The organism is Formosa agariphila KMM 3901, from assembly GCF_000723205.1.
Lineage (GTDB): Bacteria > Bacteroidota > Bacteroidia > Flavobacteriales > Flavobacteriaceae > Formosa > Formosa agariphila.
The window spans coordinates 3815220-3833019 of record NZ_HG315671.1 but is presented as its reverse complement, the minus strand read 5'-3'; the positions used below and the strand labels follow the sequence as shown (position 1 = coordinate 3833019).

The window sequence follows — 17800 nt, the reverse complement described above, 5'->3', positions numbered from 1 at the left end:
CAAACAAATACATGCTCGGGATTTTTAATAGTTATAAAACAGTTACTAATACATTAGCAACATATGTCTATTTAGTATCTATAGTACTCAGGTTTGTAAGGACCTTCAACCGTTACACCAATATATTCTGCTTGGTCAGGTTTTAACTCAGTAAGTTCAACACCAATTTTAGCTAAGTGTAATTTAGCTACTTTTTCATCTAAATGCTTAGGTAACATGTATACTTCGTTTTTGTAAGCATCTCTGTTAGTCCACAATTCGATTTGAGCTAATGTTTGGTTTGTAAATGAGTTACTCATTACAAAACTTGGGTGTCCAGTTGCACAACCTAAGTTTACTAAACGTCCTTCAGCTAATAAAATAATATCTTTTCCGTCTATAGTATATTTATCTACTTGAGGCTTAATTGTATCTTTAGTATCTCCGTAGTTGTCGTTTAGCCATCCTACTTGAATTTCGTTATCGAAGTGACCAATGTTACATACTATGGTTTTATCTTTCATAGCCTTGAAATGCTCTGCACGAACGATATCTTTGTTTCCTGTAGTTGTAATTACGATATCGGCAGTTGGAACTACAGATTCTAATTTCTTAACTTCAAAACCATCCATTGCAGCTTGTAATGCGCAAATAGGGTCTATTTCTGTAACGGTAACAATACTACCAGCTCCTTTAAAAGAAGCAGCTGTACCTTTACCAACATCACCATAACCACAAACAATAACACGTTTACCAGCTAACATAACATCTGTTGCACGACGAATAGCGTCTACAGCACTTTCTCTACATCCGTATTTGTTATCGAATTTAGATTTTGTAACCGAGTCGTTAATGTTAATTGCAGGCATTGGTAACGTTCCGTTTTTCATACGTTCGTATAAACGGTGAACTCCAGTTGTAGTTTCTTCAGATAAACCGTTAATACCATCAACTAGTTCTGGGTATTTATCTAAAACCATATTTGTTAAATCTCCACCATCATCAAGAATCATGTTTAATGGTTTTCTGTCTTCACCAAAAAATAAAGTCTGCTCTATACACCATTCAAATTCTTCTTCTGTTAAACCTTTCCAAGCATAAACAGCAGTACCACCATCTGCAATTGCAGCAGCAGCTTGATCTTGCGTAGAGAAAATATTGCAAGAACTCCAGGTTACTTCAGCACCTAAAGCTTTTAAAGTTTCAATTAATACAGCAGTCTGAATCGTCATATGTAAACATCCAGCAATTCTAGCACCTTTTAAAGGTTGACTGTCTTTGTACTCTTCACGAAGGCTCATTAGACCTGGCATCTCTGCTTCGGCTAATTCAATTTCTTTTCTTCCCCAAGCCGCAAGCGACATATCTTTTACTTTATAAGGTACGTAAGGAATCGTTTTTGTATTCATAATTGTATATTTGTCTCTTAATTTAAGAGTGCAAAGTTACATAATAAGTACGAGAAATATAAATGCCAGTATATAAAACCCTACAGCCTAATTCACAAACTACTGTTAAGATTTGGAAAATTACAGAGTCTTATGATGAATTGTTTCAAGCTGTTAAGTTAAAACCAGAAAGTTTAACTCGCGTTTTGGGCATGAAAAGTGAATTGCACCAACGCGGATTCTTAAGTGTAAGATGCTTGTTAGCCGAATTGGGATACTCAGATTTCGATTTATATTACGATCAAAATGGGAAGCCACATTTAAAAGATGGCAGGCATATATCTATAACGCATTCGTTTACGTTTTCGGGAGTTGTTATTAGTGATAAAAAAACAGGAATAGATATTGAGAAAAATCGAGAAAAAGTGAAATTAATCGCCCATAAATTCTCAAATTATGAATTCTGCTATTTATCTGAAGATGAAATTGATTATGTTAAAAAACTTACCGTTATTTGGGGGGCAAAAGAAGCATTATATAAATTATATGCAACACCCGGATTAAGTTTTTATAACCACATCTTGGTGATTCCTTTTGATTTAAATGAAGGCCAAACTACAGCTTGGATAGATTATAAAGATAGCAAGAACCGATTCGATATCTATTTTTTAGAATTCGAAGATTTTACTTGCGTTTACACAGTTACATAGATAATGAACGTATTAAATCATATTTTAAATAACATTTTTAACACAAAAAAACAATTAGCAATTCTAATTGATCCTGAAAAAATTAGACTCGCTGATGTTGAGGGATTTGTTAAAAAAATTAATCAATCTGTAGCCAATTATATTTTTGTAGGTGGTAGTACCGTTCCTGTGGATCTTACAGAACCTTTAGTGTTAGAAATTAAAAAGCATACTAATCTTCCAGTTGTTTTATTTCCTGGAGATGTTGTGCAGATTACAGATAAAGCTAATGCATTATTGTTTTTATCGTTATTATCTGGTAGAAATCCAGCTTATTTAATAGGTAAACATGTAGAGGCTATTCCACGTTTAAAAGAAACCAGTTTAGAAATTATTCCAACAGGTTACCTTTTAATTGAAAATGGAGAAACAAGCACTGTACAAAAGGTTACTGATACAGAACCAATGCCTTCTAAACATATAGAAAATATAGTACATACTGCTTTAGCTGGTGAGTTATTGGGTATGCGCCTTATGTACTTAGAAGCAGGTAGTGGTGCCAAAAGTCCAGTTGCTCCAGAAATTATTAAAGCCGTTAGCAACGATTTAAGTATTCCGCTAATTGTTGGTGGTGGTATTAAAAGTAGGGCCCAAATGGATCAAGCATTTAAAGCAGGTGCTAATTTGGTAGTTATAGGTACAGCTCTTGAAAAAAATGAAGCATTATTCAACAATCTTAAACGTTGGTAATGAACTAAATTACTTCTAAATTAATTCTTTAAAACTAAAATCCTTAGTACTTTTGGTTATTCGGAGGCAATATGTAAATGCGCCTTGAATAAATCATAGAAAAATTAATTATGAAAATATCTGTAGAGTTAACTCTAATGCCCTTGAATGCTGATTACGAACCGCCAATTCAAGAATTTATTAAAGATTTAAGAGCTTCAGAATTTACGATTTTAGAAAATCCATTAAGTACTCAAGTGTATGGTGATTTCGATAAGGTCATGCCGTTTTTAACGGATGCTTTACGAGCATCTTTCCAAAATTTAGACGGTGTAATAGCGAATATGAAAATTGTGAAGAGCGATAGAAGCGATTATGTCCCAAATTTTTAATTTTTTATTCGGACAATACGAAGGGTATCAAACCATAAATATAGTACTTGAAATAGTGGCTGTAATTTTTGGGTTCTTATCGGTGTGGTTTTCTAAGAAAAATAACATTTTAGTCTTTCCAACCGGAATGATTAGTACGCTTATTTTTGTCTATCTATTGTTACATTGGGGCTTGTTAGGAGATATGATGATTAATGCCTATTATTTTATAATGAGTGTTTATGGATGGTATATCTGGACCAGAAAAGTAGATGACGACCAATTAACCCCAATCTCTAGAACAACGGCTAAAGAACAAAAAGTAGGAGTGGCCATATTTGTTGCAACTATGGTTTTTGTATATATAATTTATACAGTTTTCGATAAGTTAACAAGCTGGGTGGCCTGGATAGATATACTTACAACAGGTTTGTTTTTTGTAGGGATGTGGCTTATGGCAAAACGCAAATTAGAGAACTGGACACTTTGGATTATTGCCGATATTATTTCAATTCCGCTTTATTTTTATAAAGGATTTACATTTACAAGCCTACAGTATTTAGGATTTACATTTATAGCAATTTCAGGATATTACGCATGGAAGAAGACCTTAGACAAAGCCCCTCAAACAACTTAAAAATTGTATTGTTTGGGCCAGAGTCGACAGGAAAGACCGTGTTGGCAAAACAATTGGCAGAGCATTATAACACCATATATGTGCCAGAGTTTTCCAGAACTTATGCATTGGAGAAAAATAAAACGAATGACGTTTTAACTGAAGACGATGTTATACCTATAGCAAAAGGGCAAATGTTTTTAGAGAATGAGTTAACCAAAGCGGCTAAAAACTTATTAATTTGTGATACGAATTTGTTAGAAACAAAAGTCTATGCAGAAGTCTATTACAAAGGATTTTATAATGAGTCTTTGACAGCTTCGGCCATAGAAAATCATTATAATTTGTACTTTTTAACGTATATTGATATCCCTTGGGAAGCAGACGAGGTTAGAGACAAACCAAACGAACGAGAAACTATGTTTAATGCATTTAAAAAGGCTTTAAACGATTATAATAAACCATATGTTTTACTAAAAGGAACCTTTAAAGAACGTTTCGATTTGGCTGTTAAACATATAGATAAATTAATATTAGAACACGCATGAATTTTTCAGAACAAGATTTAAAACAAATAGAAGATAAAGGATTAACCTTACAAAAAATTTCTTCGCAAGTAGAGCAATTTAAAAACGGTATTCCATTTATAGATTTAGAATCGCCAGCTGTATTAGACCACGGACTTTTAAAGTTTGATGATGCCGAGCGCAAAGCTTATGTGGCAGCTTACGATGAAAAACGTAAAGATTTGTCAGTTTTAAAATTCGTTCCAGCATCTGGCGCCGCAACAAGAATGTTTAAAAACTTATTTAGTTTTGTTTCAAATTTTAATCCAGAAGGATCAGAGACTTTCGATGCTTATATTGAGAAAACTAACGATAAAAATCTAGCTTCTTTTTTTAAAGGCGTAGAAGATTTACCTTTTTATAATTTAGTTTTAGACGTAATAAATCATAATTATCCAGATTATTCGACGTATAGTGCCGATAAACAAAAATGGATTTTCGTTAATGTAATGTTAGACGAAAAATACTTAGATTATGGTTCGTTCCCAAAAGGATTACTCCCGTTTCATAAATACGATGATCATATTTCTACTGCGTTCGAAGAGCATTTATTTGAAGCGGCTTCTTATGCGTCTGCAAATGGAAAAGCAAATCTTCATTTTACAATTTCTGAAACACATAACGATAAGTTTGAATCCGAGTTTAAACAAATTAAACCTGTTGTAGAGAAAGTAACAAACTTAGATTATAATATTTCATTTTCATTTCAAAAACAATCTACAGATACAATTGCATTAACACCAGATAAAGAGCCATTTCGTGAAGACGACGGAACCTTATTATTTAGACCTTCGGGACACGGTGCTTTAATTGAAAATTTAAACGATTTAGATGCAGATGTTATCTTCATTAAAAATATAGATAATGTCGTGGTCTCTAAGTATAAAGACAATGTTGTAGAGTATAAAAAAGTACTCGCAGGTGTGTTGTTAGAGTTGCAAGAACAAGCCTTTGCCTATTTAAACGATTTAGATAAAGGTGAAGCTGATGAAGCAGAATTAGTAGAAATAGCTGAGTTTTTAAAACGGAAGTTAAATGTAGACATTGCAATTGATTTTGAAAAGTTTGCAAACACATATCAAACAGAGTATTTAAAAGAAAAACTTAATCGCCCAATTCGTATTTGTGGTATGGTTAAAAATGAAGGCGAACCTGGTGGTGGACCATTTTGGGTAGAAGATCATAATGGAAATTTATCGCTTCAAATTGTAGAGTCAGCTCAAATAGATCTTGATAATCAAACGCAGAACGCAGTATTACAAGGGTCAACTCATTTTAACCCTGTAGATTTAGTGTGCGGAACAAAAGATTATAAAGGAGAAGCATTCAATTTATTAAAGTATGTTGATCCAACTACCGGATTTATTACCCAAAAAACAAAAGAAGGAAAAGAGCTGTTAGCCTTAGAATTACCAGGATTATGGAATGGTGCTATGGCCAACTGGAATACTGTTTTTGTAGAGGTACCTTTAAATACCTTTAATCCAGTAAAAACTGTTGCCGATTTACTGAAACCTGCGCACCAAATGTAAATATGATTAATGAAGCGCTACTTATTTCAGAATTATCTTTTAAAGCCGTACGTAGTTCCGGGGCAGGAGGTCAGCATGTAAATAAAGTGTCTTCAAAAGTAGAATTAACTTTTAGTATTATAGATTCTTCGGCATTAACAGAAGCACAAAAAGAACGACTCATAACCAAACTTCAGCCTCGATTAACAAATAATCAGGTGTTATTATTGCAATGCGACGAAAGTCGTAGTCAGCATAAAAACAAGGAATTGGTTATCAGTCGTTTTTTACAAACCATCCATAACGGATTGAAAGTTGCTAAGAAGAGACGTCCTACGCGTGTGCCAAAATCTGCTATAAAAAAGCGCCTTAAAGGCAAAAAAGTAACTTCAGAAAAAAAGGCGTCTAGACGCAAACCAAACTTAGATTAGAATTTCATAGAAATAATTAGAAGAAATCAGAATTGTTTCTAACTTTGCAACGTTCTCATTAGAGGGGTGCCTAATATCGGCTGAGATCATACCCATTGAACCTAGAACAGGTAATGCTGTTTAGGAATGGAGCGTTAAAGAAATATCTAATAGATGTTTTTAACGAGTACGATAAAATCCAATGCTATTTAACTTCTAAATCTAATCGTGTTCGGTATGTTCATGTAACGATTTAAATAAGGAAAATATCAGATGTTACTATCGTGTTTGTTTAAACGCTCAAAAATAAAATCAATATAAAATATAGAATAAGGGCCTCTTTTTATTCGATTTAAATCAATACTATCGAATGAAACATTTTATTGTTTTTATCTGCTGTGTAATTATGAATTTTACAGCATTTTCTCAAGAGGAAAAACCTCAAGACTCTACTGCGGTTACTACCGAAACATTAGATGAAATTTTAGTTACAGCGGTGCGTGTTAATGCAACTTCGCCAATAACACACTCTAATGTAGATAAAGAAACTTTAGCAAAACGTAACCTTGGTCAAGATATTCCTATTTTATTAAATTATTTGCCTTCGGTGGTAACAACTAGCGATGCGGGAGCCGGAATAGGATATACTGGTATTCGTGTTCGTGGTGTAAGTGCTCAATCTACCAACGTTACAATTAATGGAATTCCATATAATGATGCTGAATCTTTAGGTACGTTTTGGGTGAATTTAGGAGATATTGCATCGTCTGTAGAAAGTTTACAATTACAACGTGGTGTTGGGACGTCTACAAATGGTTCTGGTGCTTTTGGTGCAAGTATTAATGTACTAACAGATGCAGTTTCTAATGAGGCAAACGCAGAAATTTCTAACAGTTTTGGAAGTTACAATACCAGAAAACATACGGCCAAATTCAGTACAGGATTATTAAATAATCATATTGAAATTGCAGGTCGTTTATCTGTAATTAATTCTGATGGTTACATAGATCGTGCCTCTACAGATTTAAAATCGTATTTCTTACAAGCGTCTTATGTTGACCATAATACCTTGATAAAAGCTATTACTTTTGGAGGTCATGAAAATACCTACCAATCTTGGAATGGAATAGAAGATTTAGATAAATTAAAGAACGACAGAACTTATAATTCGGCAGGATTGTATACCGATGAAGATGGGAATGAGCAATTCTACGACGAGGAAGTAGACGATTATCAGCAAGATCATTATCAATTACACTGGAACGAACGTTTTAATAATAATTGGTCTACAAACTTAGGATTAAACTATACCAAAGGAAGTGGATATTTTGAACAGTATAAAGAAGACGAGTCTTTTGAAGATTACGGATTAGATAATGTTACCATTGGAGGTGAAACAATTGAAACTACAGACATTATTCGTCGTCGTTGGTTAGATAACGATTTCTATGTAGTTAATGCTAATGTGAATTTTAAAAATGATAAAGTAAATGCCTTTTTAGGAGGGTCTTATAGTTATTATGATGGTGATCATTTTGGAGAAATAATTTGGGCGAACTATGCTAGTAATAGCGAAAAAGATGACCATTATTACGATGGTAACGGAAAGAAGCAAGATGTAAGTGTGTTTACGAAAGCAACGTATCGACTGAATGATAAGTGGAGTTTATATGGCGATTTACAATTGCGATTTATAGATTATAAAACAACCGGTATAGATTCAGATCGTTTACCGCTTAATATCGATGAGCAATACAGTTTTTTTAATCCAAAAGCGGGTGTGACTTACGAGTTAAATGAAAACAATAATATGTATTTCTCTTATGCACGTGCAAACAGAGAACCAAATCGAGATGATTTTCAAAATAATCCAGATGTAAAGCCAGAGCAATTAAACGATTTTGAATTGGGATGGAGACACGAAAAGCAACGCTTTAAATTCAATGCCAATGTGTACTATATGCAATATAACGAGCAATTAATTTTGTCTGGAGAAATTGATGGAGTTGGAAATCCTATCCGAACAAATAGTGGGGAAAGTTACCGTTTAGGATTAGAAATTGAAGCTGCTATAGGAATATCAAAAGCATTTTCAATACAGCCTAATGTAACGTTTAGTACTAATAAAAATAAATCTATTTATCAGTCTTTCGATGGTGAGTTACAAGATTTTGGTTCTACTAATATTTCATTTTCACCAGATATTGTATTAGGTAATGCTATTGTTTTTCAGCCAAACGACGCCTTTCAGGTTTCGCTTCTAAGTAAATTTGTAGGCGAGCAGTATATGGGAAATACAGATGCTGAAAAATCTAAACTGGATAGTTATTTTGTTAATGATTTAAATATAATGTACGAGTTTAAAATGAAGTCAATTTTTAAATCCATTATATTGAGTGGTGTTGTAAACAATATTTTTAACGAGAAATATGTATCTAACGGATATTACTATACTTATGATGATACTTGGAGTAATCCAGATGCAATAACAACAATTGAAGGTGCAGGATATTATCCGCAAGCTACTACCAATTTCTTGGTTGGGCTAACTCTTAAATTCTAAAAAAATAAAACAGGCGATTCAAAATAATGAATCGCCTGTTTTATTAGTTATAAACACGTACTATACTTCCGCTAACTTCTACACGGTACGGTTGTAAGGTATAACCGCCAGTGGTTCCTGTTTCTGGAAGACCATTAATAATATTGTACGAATTACCATCGTCGCAACGACAACTAGCAATAAGTCCATTTACATCTAGTTTAGAGCATGTCGTAATTGGGTGGTTTGGATCGCTTAATTCGTATGCCACATATTGAGTGCCTCCTAAATAATACAGTACAAGCCCGTTTATCCCATATGGACTATCGAGTGTGATGTAATTTCCTGCAAAATTTAATTGATTGTATAAAGGTAAATTTGTATTAATTAAAGTGCCTGTGTCAAAAGAATAATCAGGTAAATTCGGATTATATAAGGCACTATCATCAGAAGTGCAATTCACCATCATTAAGACAGTTAAAGCAATAAAAAAAAGTTTTTTCATAGTTGAAATTTCGGTCTGCAATTTACAACAAAAAGTAGTTTGAGATAAATATTTTGTATATTTGTAAGACAATCTCGTACTGCGAGATTTTTTATGTTTTATAAACTGTGGTTTATGAAGCATATTTTTTTGAATTAAAACGATGAAGTTATGAGTAAAAAATCTTATTACACTGCAGAAGGACTAAAGAAGTTAAGAGACGAACTAAGACAATTAAAAGATATAGAGCGGCCACGTGCCTCTCAAGCAATAGCTGAAGCAAGAGACAAAGGGGATTTAAGTGAAAATGCCGAATACGATGCTGCTAAAGAAGCACAAGGTATGTTAGAAATGAAAATTTCTAAATTAGAAGAAGTACTATCTGGCGCACGCGTAATCGATGAGTCGCAATTAGATACATCTAAAATATTAGTGTTATCTAAAGTGAAAATTAAAAACCAAACCAACGGTATGGAAATGAATTACACTTTGGTAGCCGATGGTGAAGCCGACTTAAAATCTGGGAAAATATCTGTAAACTCTCCAATTGGGAAAGGTTTATTAGGTAAATCTGTTGGCGATGTTGCCGAAATTCAAGTGCCTAGCGGGATTATGAAATTCGATATTGTAGAAATTTCGAGATAATACGTTCAAGCAAAATTACAAAGAAGATTCCTAAAGTTTTAAACCGAAATTACACACGGTTTTAATTGAAACTCTAGGAATCTTTTTATATTTACATAACTAAACAACATATTATGGCTTCTATTTTTAGTAAAATCATCTCTGGAGAAATCCCTTGTTATAAAGTTGCAGAAACAGACGATTTCTTTGCTTTTCTAGATATCAATCCAAATGCTAAAGGACATACGCTTTGTATTCCGAAAAAAGAAGTGGATAAGATTTTCGATATGGATGATGAACTTTATTTGAGATTAATGAAGTTTTCTAAAGAAGTGGCTACTGCTATTGAAAAAGTTGTACCGTGTAAACGTGTAGGTATGACGGTTATTGGCTTAGAAGTACCTCATGCACATGTGCATTTAATTCCTTTAAATACGATGGAAGATGCTCGTTTTTTACAAAAAACAAACGTGTCTAAAGACGAATTTCAAGAGCTTGCAAAAGCCATAAATAGCGCCTTATAATTAAGCATCACGTTTAGTTTCCTTATCTATTTTTAAAGTAATTTGCATGGTAGTACCTTTTCCTATTTCGGAATGAGATACTTTTATTTTACCATCATGGAAATCTTCAATAATACGTCTAGCTAACGATAAACCTAGCCCCCAACCTCGTTTTTTAGTGGTAAAACCAGGTTCAAAAACACTATTATATTGGGCTTTTGTTAGCCCTTTTCCCGTATCTGTAACAAAAATTTTAACCTCCAGATTTGAAGCTGTTATCTGTACAGCCAATTTTCCTTTACCCTTCATAGCATCAATAGCATTCTTAACCAAGTTTTCAATAGTCCAACTATAAAGCTGTGAGTTTAGTTGCACAGGGATTTCGGTGTCTGGTACATCAATGCTAAACTCCACTAGTTTAGAAGAGCGGTATTTTAAGTAATCGTAAGACTCTATCGTTTCTTTTACAATATCGGCTTTAACCAACGTGGGTACAGAGCCTATTTTGCTAAAACGTTCGGTAATCGTTTCAAGACGACTAATATCTTTTTCAATTTCCTTTATATATTCTGGGTTAACGTTTTCAATTTTTAAAATTTCGGTCCAACCAATTAAGGACGATAAAGGTGTCCCTATTTGGTGTGCAGTTTCTTTGGCCATTCCAGACCATAATTTATTTTGCGTTGCAATTTTAGTGCTGCGGTAAAAACTATACACTAATCCTGCGAATAGCACCAGAATAAGCACAAACGCAATAGGATAATATTTTAATTTATTTAATAAAGGAGAATTTCCGTAATAAAGCGTATTTAAAATTTTACCATCGTAAATAATTTCAATGGGGGTATTTTCTTTTTCAAAATCTAAAATAAGATCTTTAACGTAAGCACTATTTTCTGCTTTCTTTGCGTCTAAGTTATTGTGTTCTACGTTACCATTTAAATCCACCATAATCATTGGTGTGGTTGTGTTACTTTGTAATATTTGAAGCGGAAGTTCGCCAATATCACCATCTAAATTGGTACTTTTAATTAAGTCACGTTGCGCTGCCGACCAATTTTCCATTTTTATACGTTCTTCAGCTTTAAAGCTTTGAAAAAACATATAAGTATTCCATAAAATAAGGGCAATTATAACAAATGAGAATCCGATGAATATCCAACGGATGAGGTTTTTATGTTTAGTAAATAGCATGAAAACTAATTTAATGGTAATATAATGCAAATCTGTTAATAATATTGTGCTATCAAGTGTTCAAATCATTTTTTGTTAATTGATAGAATAGTTACCTTTGTAAAATATTAAAATGGTAAACTAATGTAGTTTTTAGTCTAAGTAATTAATATTAGCGATATTAAATACTTGTATGTGGAATGATGACGTAGCGAAATGATAGAATATGTTGGTATTTATTTTTTTAATAAGAGTCGTAAAATCTACCAATTATGGTGTTTTAGACAAAAAACACATTCAGAATAATTCAGAAAAACATAGGGTTTAAAAAAAAATCTTTGAGAAGGTTGTAATTAATACTGTAAATTACGACTTAGTAAAGCAGATGCCTTTAAATTTGTACTGAATGTGAGAATGGCGTTAATGAATTGGATAGAAGAATACCTAAGTTTTCAAAGTTGTAATTGGAAATGGTTAAGGTGTTTTTTTTATCTTAAAGCATAAATATAAGAGAGTTTTTATAATAGAAAATTAAATGTAATGGAAGTACAAGGAAAAGTAAAAATGGTAGGTGAAACCCAAACTTTTGGGAGTAATGGATTTAGAAAAAGAGAGCTAGTAGTAACAACAGAAGAGCAGTATCCTCAACATATATTAGTAGAATTTGTTCAAGATAAAACAGATTTACTAAACAGCTATAGCGTAGGGCAAAACGTAAAAGTGAGTATTAATTTAAGAGGTAGAGAATGGGTTAATCCACAAGGAGAGACTAAATATTTTAACTCTATCCAAGGTTGGAGAATTGAAGCAGTACAAGAATCGGCTTCAGGAGCAGTTCCTCCAGTTCCACCAGCAGATGCATTCGAACCAGCATCAAGCTTAAATAAAGATGATCACGACGACTTACCTTTCTAGTAAAGGTATACTATGACTAATTCAAAGTGTGATTAACCTCAATATCTAACGATATTGGGGTTTTTTTTATTTATATCGATTCTTTTATTAATTTAGGGGTATGAAATTTTTAAAAACTAAAATAGAATTTCCAGACATTAAAGACGCAACTCAAGAAGGATTAATTGCGGTTGGCGGCGATTTATCTACAGACCGTTTGTTGTTCGCTTATAAGCGCGGAATCTTTCCTTGGTTTGAAGATGATAATTCTATTTTATGGTGGTCGCCAGATCCTCGGTTTGTGCTTTATCCAGACGAGTTAAAAGTTTCTAAAAGCATGAGGCAATTTCTTCGTAATTGCGATTTAACAGTAACTGTTAATAAAGCGTTTCCCGAAGTTATAGAAGCTTGTGCTAAAATTAAACGTAACGGACAAACAGGAACTTGGATTACCAAAAATATGACCCAAGCTTACATTGAGTTATATGAAATGGGATTTGCAAAATCAATCGAAGTTTGGCAAAACGATGAATTAGTTGGTGGGTTTTATGGCCTAGATTTAGGTAACGACGTATTTTGTGGAGAAAGTATGTTTTCTAAAGTAAGCAATGCTAGTAAGGCAGCTTTTATAACGTTTGTTCAAAATACAGATTATAAACTTATAGACTGCCAAATTCATACGCACCATTTAGAAAGTCTTGGTGCGCGTAATATTTCTAGAGCTAAATTCTTAGAATATTTATAATTACACTTCGTTATAGCGAAAACAATTTACTTCGTGGTCGTTAACCATGCCTGTAGCCTGCATATGTGCATAAATAACAGTAGAGCCTACAAATTTAAATCCGCGTTTTTTTAAATCTTTGCTTAAAGCATCACTTAAAGGCGTGTTAGCGGGCGCTTCTTTATAATGTTGCACTTTGTTTTTTATCGGATTACCATCAACAAAATTCCAAATGTAACTGCTAAAACTTCCAAATTCTTCTTGAATTTTAATAAACGCTTGTGCATTACTTACGGTGGCTTTTATTTTGAGTTTATTTCTAACAATTCCAGCATCTTGTGCCAATTCATCCATTTTAGATGATGAATATTTAGCTATTTTTTTATAATCGAAATTATCAAATGCTGTTCTAAAATTCTCGCGTTTTCTTAAAATTGTAATCCAACTTAAACCTGCTTGAAACGTTTCAAGAATTAAAAATTCGAATAGTGTAGCATCATCTTTAACCGGAACACCCCATTCTAGGTCATGATAGGCTTCATATAAATCATCGTTTTTACACCAACCACATCTGTGTTTTTCCATCTTGTAAGGTTTAAATTTTATTTCTACTAATGTAACAACAGTTACCTAAAAACACACATTTATAAAGTAATTTTGTGAAGTAAATTAAGCATCTTATGGAAATAACACATAGTAAAGTTAAGAATGAAATTATTCAAAAAGGTTTAGAACGCGCAATGTCTTATCAAGATTTTAGAGATTTGGTAAAAGCATTATCTAAAACAGGAGGCACAACAGGTGCAGCTCAGACAGAAGATTTTGTTGGGTATACCAAAGTGAACGAAAGCCGAATGAAGCGATGGGATAAAACGCTTAAAGTTTCTGAAACAGCTACAGAAGCCATTCAGAATTTTAAAGGAAACCAAACGTGGTTGGTAATTGCAGAAAGCTGGTGTGGAGATGCTGCACATGTTTTACCTATAATAAATAAGGTTTCAGAATTAAACGAAAATATTGAATTAAGAGTCGTGCTTCGCGACGAGAATGAGGCTTTAATGGATATGTTTTTAACTAACGGAGGAAAGTCTATTCCAAAAATGATTGTCATAGATAATACAACCGGAGAGGTTGTTAATACATTTGGACCGCGACCAAAAGTTGCAACAAAATTTGTGGCCGATTATAAAGCTGAACACGGGGTATTAACTCCAGAATTTAAAGAGTCTTTACAAACTTGGTATAATTTAGATAAAGGGCAAAGTACCATTACCGATTTATTAGAATTATTAGGCGTTTAATTTTTGCCTTCAAAATAAAAAGTAATCGAACCTATTTGAGATGGTTTCGATGCATCTGAACTAAAACGTGCTTTTTTGGCGTACTCTAGGGCACTGTCAATTAAGCAATCGTTTTTAGTTGTGGATGATGTGTTAACGTAAGTGTCTACAACATCTCCTTCGGTATTTACGGTTATGTTAATAACAACTTTACCACCAGCTTCGCATAAGTAAATTGGTGTTGGTAGGTAAATATCTGTGCGGTCTTTTAGAGAATAATGCATGCTGCTATTAGTATTTGCAGAAGCATTCATAGCCGTTTTAGTACTTGAGTTATCTCCGTTAGAAGCGTTAGATGTATTGTTTTTTGGTGTCCTTTTTTTTAAAAAACTATTGACGCTATTGAAGGAGGAAATTTCGTTTGCCTCTAAATGTCTATTTTCCGAAGGCGTATTAATATCGCTAGTCTCGTCTTGAATATCTTTAATCTCTTCAGTTTGTGTTAGCCTAGAATTCTCGTATGCTTTAGGTGGAGCAATAGGGTTATACGCTTTCGCAAATCGTTTGTTATTCTGTGTTTCGTTAAATGCTTTATTCGTCTCGGCTTTATCTTGTGGAGATTGTTCGGCGAGTAGTTTCTCTTTTAATTCCTGCTGCATGTCTTCTGGTTGCATGTCGTAAAACGTTTCAGAAACTAATGCATCTTGTTTAGTAAGATGCATATTATACATAATAAGTAATACCGTTCCAGCAATAAGTGCTGTAATAAAGGCTGCTTTATATGTGTCTTTTACAATCAAAAAAATATTGTATTTGGGGTGAAATCAAAACTAATATACGAATGTTTTGAAGGTTTAGCCTTTCAATTGTGCTATAAATTGCTCTGGACTTAAAGCGTTGTCTACATTAAAATCGCCAATTTTAGTACGACGTAAAACAGATAAATGTCCGCCTGAACCTAGAGCCTTACCAAAATCGTTTGCTAAAGAGCGTATGTAAGTTCCTTTACTGCAAACTACTCTAAACTCGACGTTATTTTCAATAATGTTAGTGATTTCAAATGCCGCAATATGGATGGTTCTTGGTTTTATTTCAACGTCTTCACCAGCACGAGCAAATTCATACAAGCGCTTACCATCTTTCTTTATAGCCGAAAACACCGGTGGATATTGCTCAATGTCTCCAATAAACTGTTTAGTGGTTTCGTGGATTAATTCCGGAGTAATATGAGCTGTAGGATATGTTTCATTAATTTCGGTTTCTAAATCGAAAGACGGTGTAGTACCCCCTAAAACAATGGTTCCAGTGTATTCTTTAATCTGCCCCTGGAAAGTATCTATTTGCTTGGTCATTTTACCGGTACAAATCACTAAAAGGCCAGTAGCTAAAGGATCGAGCGTTCCGGCATGACCCACTTTTATTTTCTTTATATTAAAGGCTTGTCGTATTTCCCAACGCAGTTTGTTTACGGCCTGAAAAGAGGTCCAATGCAAAGGTTTGTCAATCAATAGGACTTGTCCGGCTTGGTAATCTTCTAATGTTTTCATATTAATTTAAAACCGTATAACCAATGGCAATACATCCTACAATAGCACAATAGATGGCGAAATAAGATAATTTACTTTTCTTCACTAAAGATATCATCCAAGTACAGGCGAAAAGACCACATATAAAAGCTGCGATAAATCCTGCCGAAAGCGCAGTGATGTTTGTGCTGTCGAAATTTAATTCGCCTCCTAAAATGTCTTTAGCTATTTTTCCGAAAATTAAAGGAACAACCATTAAAAATGAAAAACGAGCCGCTTTAGTTTTGTCATTTCCTAATAAAACCGATGTTGAAATTGTGGCTCCAGACCTTGAAATTCCTGGCAACATGGCAATGGCTTGAGAGATTCCAATAATAAAAGCATTTTTAAACGTTACCGGTTTTCCTGTGTCTTTTGCTTTATCTGCAAGGAAAAGTAGTACAGCTGTTACAATAAGCATAGCACCTACTAATAGTAAGTTGCCTCCAAAAAGTGATTCTAATTGTTCTTCAAAAAACAATCCTACAATTACTGCAGGAATCATTGAAAGCGCTATTTTAGAAATGAATTGTAAATCTTCATTCCATTCAAATTTTAAAGCCCCTTTTATAAGGTCTAAAATATCTTTTCTAAAAATAACCATGGTACTTAATGCTGTTGCAAAGTGAAGTACTACGGTAAATAATAAACTTTCTTCTGGTACAGAATGGTCTCCTAAAATAGCTTTTCCTATTTCTAAATGCCCACTTGACGATACTGGTAAAAATTCGGTAAGACCTTGAATAACTCCAAGGATAATTGCATCAATAGTTTCCATTATTTTTTATTCGGATTTAAAAGTATAGCATAAATCTGAATTCCAAATCCTATTAAAACTAAGGTTGGAGCCAATCGAATTCTTCTGAAACTAAAAATATCTGGACTAAATACATTCGGGTCGTTGCTACCGCCACCAGACATTAATATAAAACCTAACGCAATTACGCCAAGTCCGATAAGCATAAACTTATAATTTTTTTTTCCGAAGATAAACTCCCCTTTACTTAGGTCTTTATTTTTTTGTTCTCCCATGTTTATTTTAATAATGCATTAGCTTTGAAAGCACTGCAAATTAACGGTTTTATTTAAAAAGAATCCTTAAAGCTTACTTAAAATTACTCTAAGTCTATCGAGTCTATAATCTCGTGCAGCACTGCTTTTTCTTCTTCGTTGGTGTACGATAATATAAACGATAAGCTGAAACCATAACGCACGATGCTGTAAAATTCTTGGTTCACTGGATAGCCACCAAAAGTTGCTTTAGCACGCATTACATCAAAAGTTTTACCTCCTAATGTTTTAGTGTCAAAGTCTTCTTCAAATTCAAAACCAGCAGGCGTTTCTTTTAGTAACTCTTTAGAATTAAATAAATAATCGCGACCACGAGTAATTTTAGGGTTTCCACCTACATTTTCTGCAATCACACTTAAAGACGCATTGTAGCCTTGAGGTTCTTTTACCGGATATTTAAAAAGTGAAAATAAATAGGCCGTATTAATTTGTGAAGCCTTTAAAATAGACCCCATTTTGGTGTTTTCGCGTGCTAAATACTTTTCACCTTTATCGGTAATCGCTTTAATGTCGTGTTTAGATTGCTGATACCATGCTTCAGGATAATTAAAAGTCAATCCAAAATAAGCATTAGTATATGTGTTGTCTTTTGTATCACCAAAATCAAAATCTTCAGGTAAGTTTTTAACCTCTTTTTTACAGCTAATTACGAACAAAAAAAGCAGTGATAAGCAAATAGAT

22 protein-coding genes are annotated in these 17800 nt (G+C 33.4%); 13 read left to right on the top strand and 9 right to left on the bottom strand.

The genetic code is table 11. The features are described from left to right. Positions 1-71: 71 nt before the first annotated feature. Positions 72-1388 carry an adenosylhomocysteinase gene (gene ahcY, locus BN863_RS16175; RefSeq protein WP_038532314.1) on the bottom strand — a complete coding sequence of 439 codons (1317 nt, stop codon included), beginning with the start codon at positions 1386-1388 and terminating at the stop codon, positions 72-74. A 62-nt stretch (positions 1389-1450) separates the two neighbouring features. On the opposite strand from ahcY, the gene BN863_RS16170 reads away from it, so the two are divergent. The 8 genes from BN863_RS16170 (at position 1451) to BN863_RS16135 (ending at position 8822) form a co-directional block, all read left to right on the top strand. Then, on the top strand, positions 1451-2077 hold the full coding sequence (locus tag BN863_RS16170) for a 4'-phosphopantetheinyl transferase family protein (protein ID WP_038532312.1): 627 nt from the start codon (positions 1451-1453) through the stop codon (positions 2075-2077). A 3-nt stretch (positions 2078-2080) separates the two neighbouring features. After that, entirely contained in the window at positions 2081-2806 is a 726-nt protein-coding gene (locus BN863_RS16165) for a geranylgeranylglyceryl/heptaprenylglyceryl phosphate synthase (protein ID WP_038532310.1), read from the top strand. Between the two features lie 110 nt (positions 2807-2916). Then, the gene (locus BN863_RS16160; protein ID WP_038532308.1) at positions 2917-3177 is read left to right on the top strand and encodes a thiamine-binding protein; all 261 of its coding nucleotides are present in this window, start codon (positions 2917-2919) and stop codon (positions 3175-3177) included. Further along, positions 3161-3793, top strand: a complete 633-nt coding sequence (gene pnuC, locus BN863_RS16155) for a nicotinamide riboside transporter PnuC (RefSeq protein WP_038532307.1) — start codon at positions 3161-3163, stop codon at positions 3791-3793. Before BN863_RS16160 ends, pnuC begins: the two co-directional genes overlap by 17 nt. Continuing rightward, positions 3754-4320 (top strand): AAA family ATPase, encoded by a 567-nt coding sequence (locus tag BN863_RS16150; RefSeq protein WP_038532305.1) that lies wholly within the window; start codon positions 3754-3756, stop codon positions 4318-4320. Before pnuC ends, BN863_RS16150 begins: the two co-directional genes overlap by 40 nt. Next, on the top strand, positions 4317-5870 hold the full coding sequence (locus BN863_RS16145; protein ID WP_038532302.1) for a DUF4301 family protein: 1554 nt from the start codon (positions 4317-4319) through the stop codon (positions 5868-5870). The genes BN863_RS16150 and BN863_RS16145 overlap by 4 nt, the downstream gene beginning before the upstream one ends. 2 nt (positions 5871-5872) lie before the next feature. Continuing rightward, complete coding sequence (gene arfB / locus BN863_RS16140; protein ID WP_038532300.1) at positions 5873-6280, top strand: alternative ribosome rescue aminoacyl-tRNA hydrolase ArfB; 408 nt, start codon at positions 5873-5875, stop codon at positions 6278-6280. A gap of 349 nt (positions 6281-6629) precedes the next feature. Beyond that, entirely contained in the window at positions 6630-8822 is a 2193-nt protein-coding gene (locus tag BN863_RS16135; RefSeq protein ID WP_038532298.1) for a TonB-dependent receptor, read from the top strand. A 43-nt stretch (positions 8823-8865) separates the two neighbouring features. On the opposite strand, the gene BN863_RS16130 is transcribed toward BN863_RS16135, so the two are convergent. Next, on the bottom strand, positions 8866-9306 hold the full coding sequence (locus BN863_RS16130; RefSeq protein ID WP_038532296.1) for a hypothetical protein: 441 nt from the start codon (positions 9304-9306) through the stop codon (positions 8866-8868). 150 nt (positions 9307-9456) lie between these two features. Between BN863_RS16130 and greA the strand changes: the two genes are divergently transcribed. Beyond that, positions 9457-9930 (top strand): transcription elongation factor GreA, encoded by a 474-nt coding sequence (greA, locus tag BN863_RS16125; protein ID WP_038532293.1) that lies wholly within the window; start codon positions 9457-9459, stop codon positions 9928-9930. 113 nt (positions 9931-10043) lie between these two features. Continuing rightward, entirely contained in the window at positions 10044-10433 is a 390-nt protein-coding gene (locus BN863_RS16120; RefSeq protein WP_038532292.1) for an HIT family protein, read from the top strand. Here the strand turns inward: BN863_RS16120 and BN863_RS16115 are convergent, their stop codons facing one another. Next, entirely contained in the window at positions 10434-11606 is a 1173-nt protein-coding gene (locus BN863_RS16115) for a sensor histidine kinase (protein WP_038532291.1), read from the bottom strand. Between the two features lie 519 nt (positions 11607-12125). On the opposite strand from BN863_RS16115, the gene BN863_RS16110 reads away from it, so the two are divergent. Further along, positions 12126-12500 carry a DUF3127 domain-containing protein gene (locus BN863_RS16110; RefSeq protein WP_038532290.1) on the top strand — a complete coding sequence of 125 codons (375 nt, stop codon included), beginning with the start codon at positions 12126-12128 and terminating at the stop codon, positions 12498-12500. A gap of 100 nt (positions 12501-12600) precedes the next feature. Beyond that, the gene (gene aat / locus BN863_RS16105; protein WP_038532288.1) at positions 12601-13224 is read left to right on the top strand and encodes a leucyl/phenylalanyl-tRNA--protein transferase; all 624 of its coding nucleotides are present in this window, start codon (positions 12601-12603) and stop codon (positions 13222-13224) included. On the opposite strand, the gene BN863_RS16100 is transcribed toward aat, so the two are convergent. Then, positions 13225-13788 carry a DNA-3-methyladenine glycosylase I gene (locus BN863_RS16100; RefSeq protein WP_038532287.1) on the bottom strand — a complete coding sequence of 188 codons (564 nt, stop codon included), beginning with the start codon at positions 13786-13788 and terminating at the stop codon, positions 13225-13227. A 95-nt stretch (positions 13789-13883) separates the two neighbouring features. Between BN863_RS16100 and BN863_RS16095 the strand changes: the two genes are divergently transcribed. Beyond that, the gene (locus BN863_RS16095) at positions 13884-14504 is read left to right on the top strand and encodes a thioredoxin family protein (RefSeq protein ID WP_038532284.1); all 621 of its coding nucleotides are present in this window, start codon (positions 13884-13886) and stop codon (positions 14502-14504) included. Here the strand turns inward: BN863_RS16095 and BN863_RS16090 are convergent. The 5 genes from BN863_RS16090 to BN863_RS16070 all read right to left on the bottom strand — a co-directional run bounded on the left by BN863_RS16090 (position 14501) and on the right by BN863_RS16070 (position 17775). Further along, positions 14501-15283 (bottom strand): energy transducer TonB family protein, encoded by a 783-nt coding sequence (locus BN863_RS16090; RefSeq protein ID WP_038532282.1) that lies wholly within the window; start codon positions 15281-15283, stop codon positions 14501-14503. The genes BN863_RS16095 and BN863_RS16090 overlap by 4 nt on opposite strands. Positions 15284-15337: 54 nt before the next feature. Further along, positions 15338-16030 carry a tRNA pseudouridine(55) synthase TruB gene (truB, locus tag BN863_RS16085; RefSeq protein ID WP_038532281.1) on the bottom strand — a complete coding sequence of 231 codons (693 nt, stop codon included), beginning with the start codon at positions 16028-16030 and terminating at the stop codon, positions 15338-15340. A gap of 1 nt (position 16031) precedes the next feature. Then, positions 16032-16826, bottom strand: a complete 795-nt coding sequence (locus BN863_RS16080; protein WP_038532279.1) for an undecaprenyl-diphosphate phosphatase — start codon at positions 16824-16826, stop codon at positions 16032-16034. Further along, positions 16826-17080, bottom strand: a complete 255-nt coding sequence (locus tag BN863_RS16075) for a DUF3098 domain-containing protein (RefSeq protein WP_038532276.1) — start codon at positions 17078-17080, stop codon at positions 16826-16828. The genes BN863_RS16080 and BN863_RS16075 overlap by 1 nt, the downstream gene beginning before the upstream one ends. A gap of 83 nt (positions 17081-17163) precedes the next feature. Then, a complete protein-coding gene (locus tag BN863_RS16070; RefSeq protein ID WP_038532274.1) occupies positions 17164-17775 on the bottom strand; it encodes a hypothetical protein in 612 nt (203 codons plus the stop codon). Positions 17776-17800 lie beyond the last annotated feature (25 nt).